Consider the following 4,523-nt stretch of genomic DNA (forward strand, 5'->3'; position numbering starts at 1 on the left):
TCCTATTTACTTTAAAACTACTACAATTAAGCGAAGTATGAATGAATTATTAAAGCACGGAAAATCTTCCCGTGCTTTTTCAAAAGAATATATTATTCCGGATGATTTCATTCACTTACCCTAGCTGACGTTTAAATGCTTTACTAGCAAAGAAGTAAGCAATAACCATAATTCCGACGCACCAAGCGAGCGCAATCCAAATATCGTTTCCAACAGTTCCTTCATATAAAAGAGCACGAATCGCATTCACGATTGAAGTTACAGGCTGATTCTCTGCAAACGCACGAACAATTTTTGGCATCGTTTCGGTAGGCACAAAGGCCGAACTAATAAATGGAAGAAAAACTAGCGGGTACGAGTAAGCAGTCGCCCCTTCCATAGACCTCGCTTTCAATCCTGGAATGATAGCTAGCCATGTTAGCGCCAGCGTAAACATCCCAAGTATCCCAGCTACCGCGAGCCAATCTAGAATATTAGCACTGGAACGGAAACCCATTAAGAGTGCAACAAGAATAACCACCACGATAGTAAGTACATTAGCAACAAGAGAGGTTAGAACGTGAGCCCACAATATCGATGAGCGCTTAATAGGCATCGTAATGAAACGTGCCATCAGCCCACTCTTTACATCCGTAAAGAGTCGCACGGAAGTGTAAGCTACACCGGATGCGATAGCCATTAGCAAAATTCCCGGCAATAAATAATTGACGTAGTTATCTGTTCCTGTCTGTATAGCCCCACCAAATACGTATACAAACAATAGCATCATCATAATCGGTGTAATCGCTACCGTAATAATTGTATCTGGACTACGCATAATATTGCGCATTAAGCGCCCAAGTAATACCCCTGTTTTGCTTTTCATTTACATCTCCTCCTTTTTGCCAATGATCGCAAGGAATATTTCTTCCAATGTAGGCTGCTTCTCGATATACTCCACTTTTGCCGGTGGGAACATCTCTTTCAGTTCAGTAAGAGTACCTGTCGTAATAATTTTTCCGCCATGCAAAATTGCGATACGATCAGCCAGTTGTTCTGCTTCCTCCAAGTACTGAGTCGTAAGCAAAATAGTTGTACCACTATCAGCAAGTTCCTTGACTGTATCCCACACTTCGATTCGCGCTTCAGGATCAAGTCCAGTCGTTGGTTCGTCAAGAAAAATAACTGCTGGCGCCCCAATCAAACTCATCGCGATATCAAGCCGGCGCTTCATCCCGCCTGAATACTGATCTGCCCTTTGGTTTGCCGCATCAGTCAGGCTAAATCTTGCAAGTAGATTGTCAGCAACTTGAGCGGGATTGGAAACACCACGTAATTTGGCGATCATTATCAAGTTTTCCCTCCCTGTCAGCATACCGTCTAAAGCTGCGAACTGCCCTGTCAAACTGATACTTTGACGAACATGGTCTGGTTGACGCTGTACATCAAATCCGCAAATACTTACTTCACCGCTATCTTGCTTCATTAGCGTCGAAAGGATGTTAACCGTTGTCGTCTTTCCCGCTCCATTTGAGCCTAGCAGCGCGAAAATTTCTCCACGCTGCACCTCAAAATCTACCCCTTTTAAAACTTCCTTGTCTTTAAAGGATTTTTTCAAGCCTTTTATAGAAATCGCTGCATTACTCATACTTTTTTCCTCCCTATAAAAATGTTTTGCGGAGATAATTTATTTACCTCTATCTATTTAGTACCACTGATATTCTGTATCACTTAGTACCAAGCTAAAAATATAACTGAATAGCTATGGTGGCAATTCATATGTGTAACCAGCTAATCAGTCGGTATTACTTATTCCATTTATTTTTTTCTCAATTTCTTCATAATACTTTCATTCAAATCTTCACGATACTTGGAGACGTAAGTTTTAGCATTTGCCACTAGTTCGTCAGCAAAGGAAGCCACGTCATCCCCAGTAATGTCAAGCACTTGTCTTCCTTCTGCTGCACCAGCTTCAAACAAATCGATTAATTCATACTGTATGTGTAACATATCCATCCCGTTACCCGCTGAGAAATTCCACATGTAGTTTTGAATTTTCTTAAATACAAATTGGTAGTCCTCTGGCAGAGCCTCAACTCGTGCCATCATCATTTTGTACTCTTTTTTATCACCAATTAACTTTTTAAACATTTCTAACATCTTATTTTCCTCCTTTTTTATAAAACCGAACAAGAAATTCCCAAAGTATCGACCGGAACATTTTATCTTATGAACCTATTTTGACTTCAAGACGTTAATTTTTGACGATACAAAATCCCATTTTTTCCAAAACAATTCAAGCTCTTGGCGGCCCTCTTCATTTAATGAATAAAACTTACGAGGCGGTCCCATATCTGATGGTTTCTTTTCAATATTCACAAGCTTTTTCTTCTCTAATCGTACAAGGATGGTATACACCGTACCTTCCACAACTTCGGTAAACCCAAGATCATTCAGATGGCGGGTAATCTCATAGCCATACGTTTCACGGCGACTGATGATTTCCAGTACACACCCTTCCAGTGAACCTTTTAGCATTTCAGTTAAATTTTCCATGTCCTGATCCTCCTTTACCCCCTATTCTGTCTGACTTATATTCAGTATCACAGAGTACTAAGGCGAATTTTTTTACTGAATAGCTTTTGAGTAAAACCACACTATTCAGTATCACTTATTACAACTACATTGTATGACTAAGTAGTTGTGGATGTCAACTTTATTTTCAAAAAAATTAAAAATCCGCTTTACCCTAACCGGATACAGCCTCCTTTTTTGTTGTAAGGGCCATCAAACTAGTAAAACAGAGCTGATTCAAAGTGTAATTTAAATCAGCTCTGCTTTATTGTTTTCATACCGTTATATCTTGTTTTTTCACGATACAAACTGTTTCTCCCTACCATTCCCATTGCATATATAGCATAAAGGCAAGTGCGGTCAGAGAAAATTTCCAGAGATTATCCGTACATGATACGAGCCCCCAAAATACAATTCTATTAGAAATCTGTTCTCTATATTCTCTTTTATTTTATTTCTGATAGTTGATTAGCAACACTATCTAAAAATTTTTCTACCTTTTCTTTTGATGTATCCGGCGCATGATAACCGATCGTAAATGTAAGCCTTCCATTATAAGAGCTTGCTCCCATTGAAAAGAATGGTGCATACATAATAGGTGATGTCATATACCCGTCCTCAGCTTGAATTTCACCAAACTGAATAGGTTCCTCAGCGATTACTCCCAAATTTGTCAGTAATGGCAACGCCATCCCCATCTGTACAGCCTGTTCATATTGCTGATTATACATTTCCTTCACTGTAGATAGCTTCATTTCTGCCAGTAACTCCATTCCTGCTGCTGAAGAAAGACCTGGATTTTGAGACTTTATTTTATCCATTGATTGTTTAACTCGAACAAGAGTCTGCTTAAATGTTTCATCGTCTTCCATTTTAATCACTGGCATTTCCATACCGGATAAGTTGCAAATAGCACCAGTTGTATTATTAGGCAGATATCGACGTAAATCAATTGTCAAGCCAATCATTTTTTCTGCAGTGCGAGGTTCTGCATACACAGTGAAATGTGATAAAGCTCGGAAGTATGCAGTCATGATTACATCATTCAAGGTAGCCTGTTGAGCTTTTGTCCATTGGGTTAAACGTAGAGTTTGCTCATGGCTCAATCGCCGTACGGACATTTGGGGAAATTTATTTTTGTTAGGTTGAGATGGAAAAGACCATAACGATGCCTGTTGTTCTTGGTTAGGACGATACGCACTTTTTATGTCCGATATTCCAGCGTATTTGAATACATGTGATTGATCTCGACAACTCTCATTTCCCTTATCAAATTCCTTTATAATTTGCTTCTTAGACCGTCCCAATGAAAGGTGAGTATATATCATTCCAAGCAATTTAATATATTCCTTGACTCCTGCACCATCTGAACATAGATGAGACAATTTCACAACTAACATATCTGTTGTAGTGCCCCGTAATAATTTCGTTTGAACCATAGGCCCCTGAATACGATCACCAGGTTCCTTAATAAAATCTATTGCCATTATTTCAAGTTCTTGATTATTTCCTTCTGCAAAAAAGCAAATAGATGAGTTAGTGTCAGATGAATGTTCCTCCCAGTAAGGAATATCATTTTCTACAAACCGGCTGTTCAAAACTGGTTGCAATTGCAATGTTATCCTTACTGATTCTTCAAGTATTTCCTTGGATATACCTACAGGAAAATAAAGAACTGCATTAATTTGTTGATCTGCAGAATAAAGACCTAATACATAATTCATTCGATCTTGTGGTGTTACTGAATACTTTCTTTTCTCCATAATTCCGTCCCCCTTTAGGACTTTTGTATAACCCTATTTTCCATATGCTTGTAATTTTTCTAGTCATTTTTCTTCAAGAGCTAATAACGCTTATTTTTCGAATTTTTAACGAAATCATCTTCTCCGTATTGGTTTCATTCTTTTTGCAGATGATATATTCATTATTTTATTGTTATTAACACTGCCCAACTTCACAATAAAACCAAA

General features: G+C 38.4%; 5 protein-coding genes. All 5 read right to left on the reverse strand.

Going from position 1 to position 4,523, the window contains the following annotated elements; translation table 11 throughout:
- Nucleotides 1-115: 115 nt before the first annotated feature.
- The 5 genes from ACQGSG_RS26850 to ACQGSG_RS26870 all read right to left on the reverse strand — a co-directional run bounded on the left by ACQGSG_RS26850 (nucleotide 116) and on the right by ACQGSG_RS26870 (nucleotide 4,316).
- A complete protein-coding gene (locus ACQGSG_RS26850; protein WP_087948616.1) occupies nucleotides 116-865 on the reverse strand; it encodes an ABC transporter permease in 750 nt (249 codons plus the stop codon).
- Nucleotides 866-1,627, reverse strand: a complete 762-nt coding sequence (locus ACQGSG_RS26855; protein WP_065703571.1) for an ABC transporter ATP-binding protein — start codon at nucleotides 1,625-1,627, stop codon at nucleotides 866-868.
- Between the two features lie 170 nt (nucleotides 1,628-1,797).
- A complete protein-coding gene (locus ACQGSG_RS26860; RefSeq protein ID WP_000891986.1) occupies nucleotides 1,798-2,139 on the reverse strand; it encodes a DUF1048 domain-containing protein in 342 nt (113 codons plus the stop codon).
- A gap of 75 nt (nucleotides 2,140-2,214) precedes the next feature.
- Entirely contained in the window at nucleotides 2,215-2,535 is a 321-nt protein-coding gene (locus ACQGSG_RS26865; protein WP_000429488.1) for a PadR family transcriptional regulator, read from the reverse strand.
- 464 nt (nucleotides 2,536-2,999) lie between these two features.
- Nucleotides 3,000-4,316 (reverse strand): condensation domain-containing protein, encoded by a 1,317-nt coding sequence (locus ACQGSG_RS26870; RefSeq protein ID WP_000415483.1) that lies wholly within the window; start codon nucleotides 4,314-4,316, stop codon nucleotides 3,000-3,002.
- Nucleotides 4,317-4,523 lie beyond the last annotated feature (207 nt).

It is taken from the genome of Bacillus sp. GMa5/1 (assembly GCF_050172015.1).
Classification (GTDB): Bacteria; Bacillota; Bacilli; order Bacillales; family Bacillaceae_G; genus Bacillus_A; species Bacillus_A cereus.

Excerpts from the sequence above, each read along its gene's own strand:
- ACQGSG_RS26850 (WP_087948616.1), bottom strand. The coding sequence starts at position 865 with ATGAAAAGCAAAACAGGGGTATTACTTGGGCGCTTAATGCGCAATATT.
- ACQGSG_RS26855 (WP_065703571.1), bottom strand. The coding sequence starts at position 1,627 with ATGAGTAATGCAGCGATTTCTATAAAAGGCTTGAAAAAATCCTTTAAA.
- ACQGSG_RS26860 (WP_000891986.1), bottom strand. The coding sequence starts at position 2,139 with ATGTTAGAAATGTTTAAAAAGTTAATTGGTGATAAAAAAGAGTACAAA.
- ACQGSG_RS26865 (WP_000429488.1), bottom strand. The coding sequence starts at position 2,535 with ATGGAAAATTTAACTGAAATGCTAAAAGGTTCACTGGAAGGGTGTGTA.
- ACQGSG_RS26870 (WP_000415483.1), bottom strand. The coding sequence starts at position 4,316 with ATGGAGAAAAGAAAGTATTCAGTAACACCACAAGATCGAATGAATTAT.